Source organism: Rugamonas apoptosis (genome assembly GCF_014042355.1).
GTDB classification, from domain to species: domain Bacteria; phylum Pseudomonadota; class Gammaproteobacteria; order Burkholderiales; family Burkholderiaceae_D; genus Rugamonas; species Rugamonas apoptosis.
The window spans coordinates 1-255 of the sequence record NZ_JACEZU010000071.1; the positions used below are offsets into that span (position 1 = coordinate 1).

1 rRNA gene is annotated in these 255 nt (G+C 54.9%); it reads left to right on the plus strand.

Annotated elements, in window-relative coordinates:
* A 16S ribosomal RNA gene (locus H3H39_RS28680) occupies positions 1–219 on the plus strand; the annotation flags it as partial.
* Positions 220–255 lie beyond the last annotated feature (36 nt).

Genomic DNA, 255 nt, shown 5'->3' on the forward strand with positions numbered 1-255 from the left:
ACTGCATGAAGTTGGAATCGCTAGTAATCGCGGATCAGCATGTCGCGGTGAATACGTTCCCGGGTCTTGTACACACCGCCCGTCACACCATGGGAGCGGGTTTTACCAGAAGTAGGTAGCTTAACCGTAAGGAGGGCGCTTACCACGGTAGGATTCGTGACTGGGGTGAAGTCGTAACAAGGTAGCCGTATCGGAAGGTGCGGCTGGATCACCTCCTTTCTAGAGTCGCACTGGTCTTCGGACCATCCTCAAGCG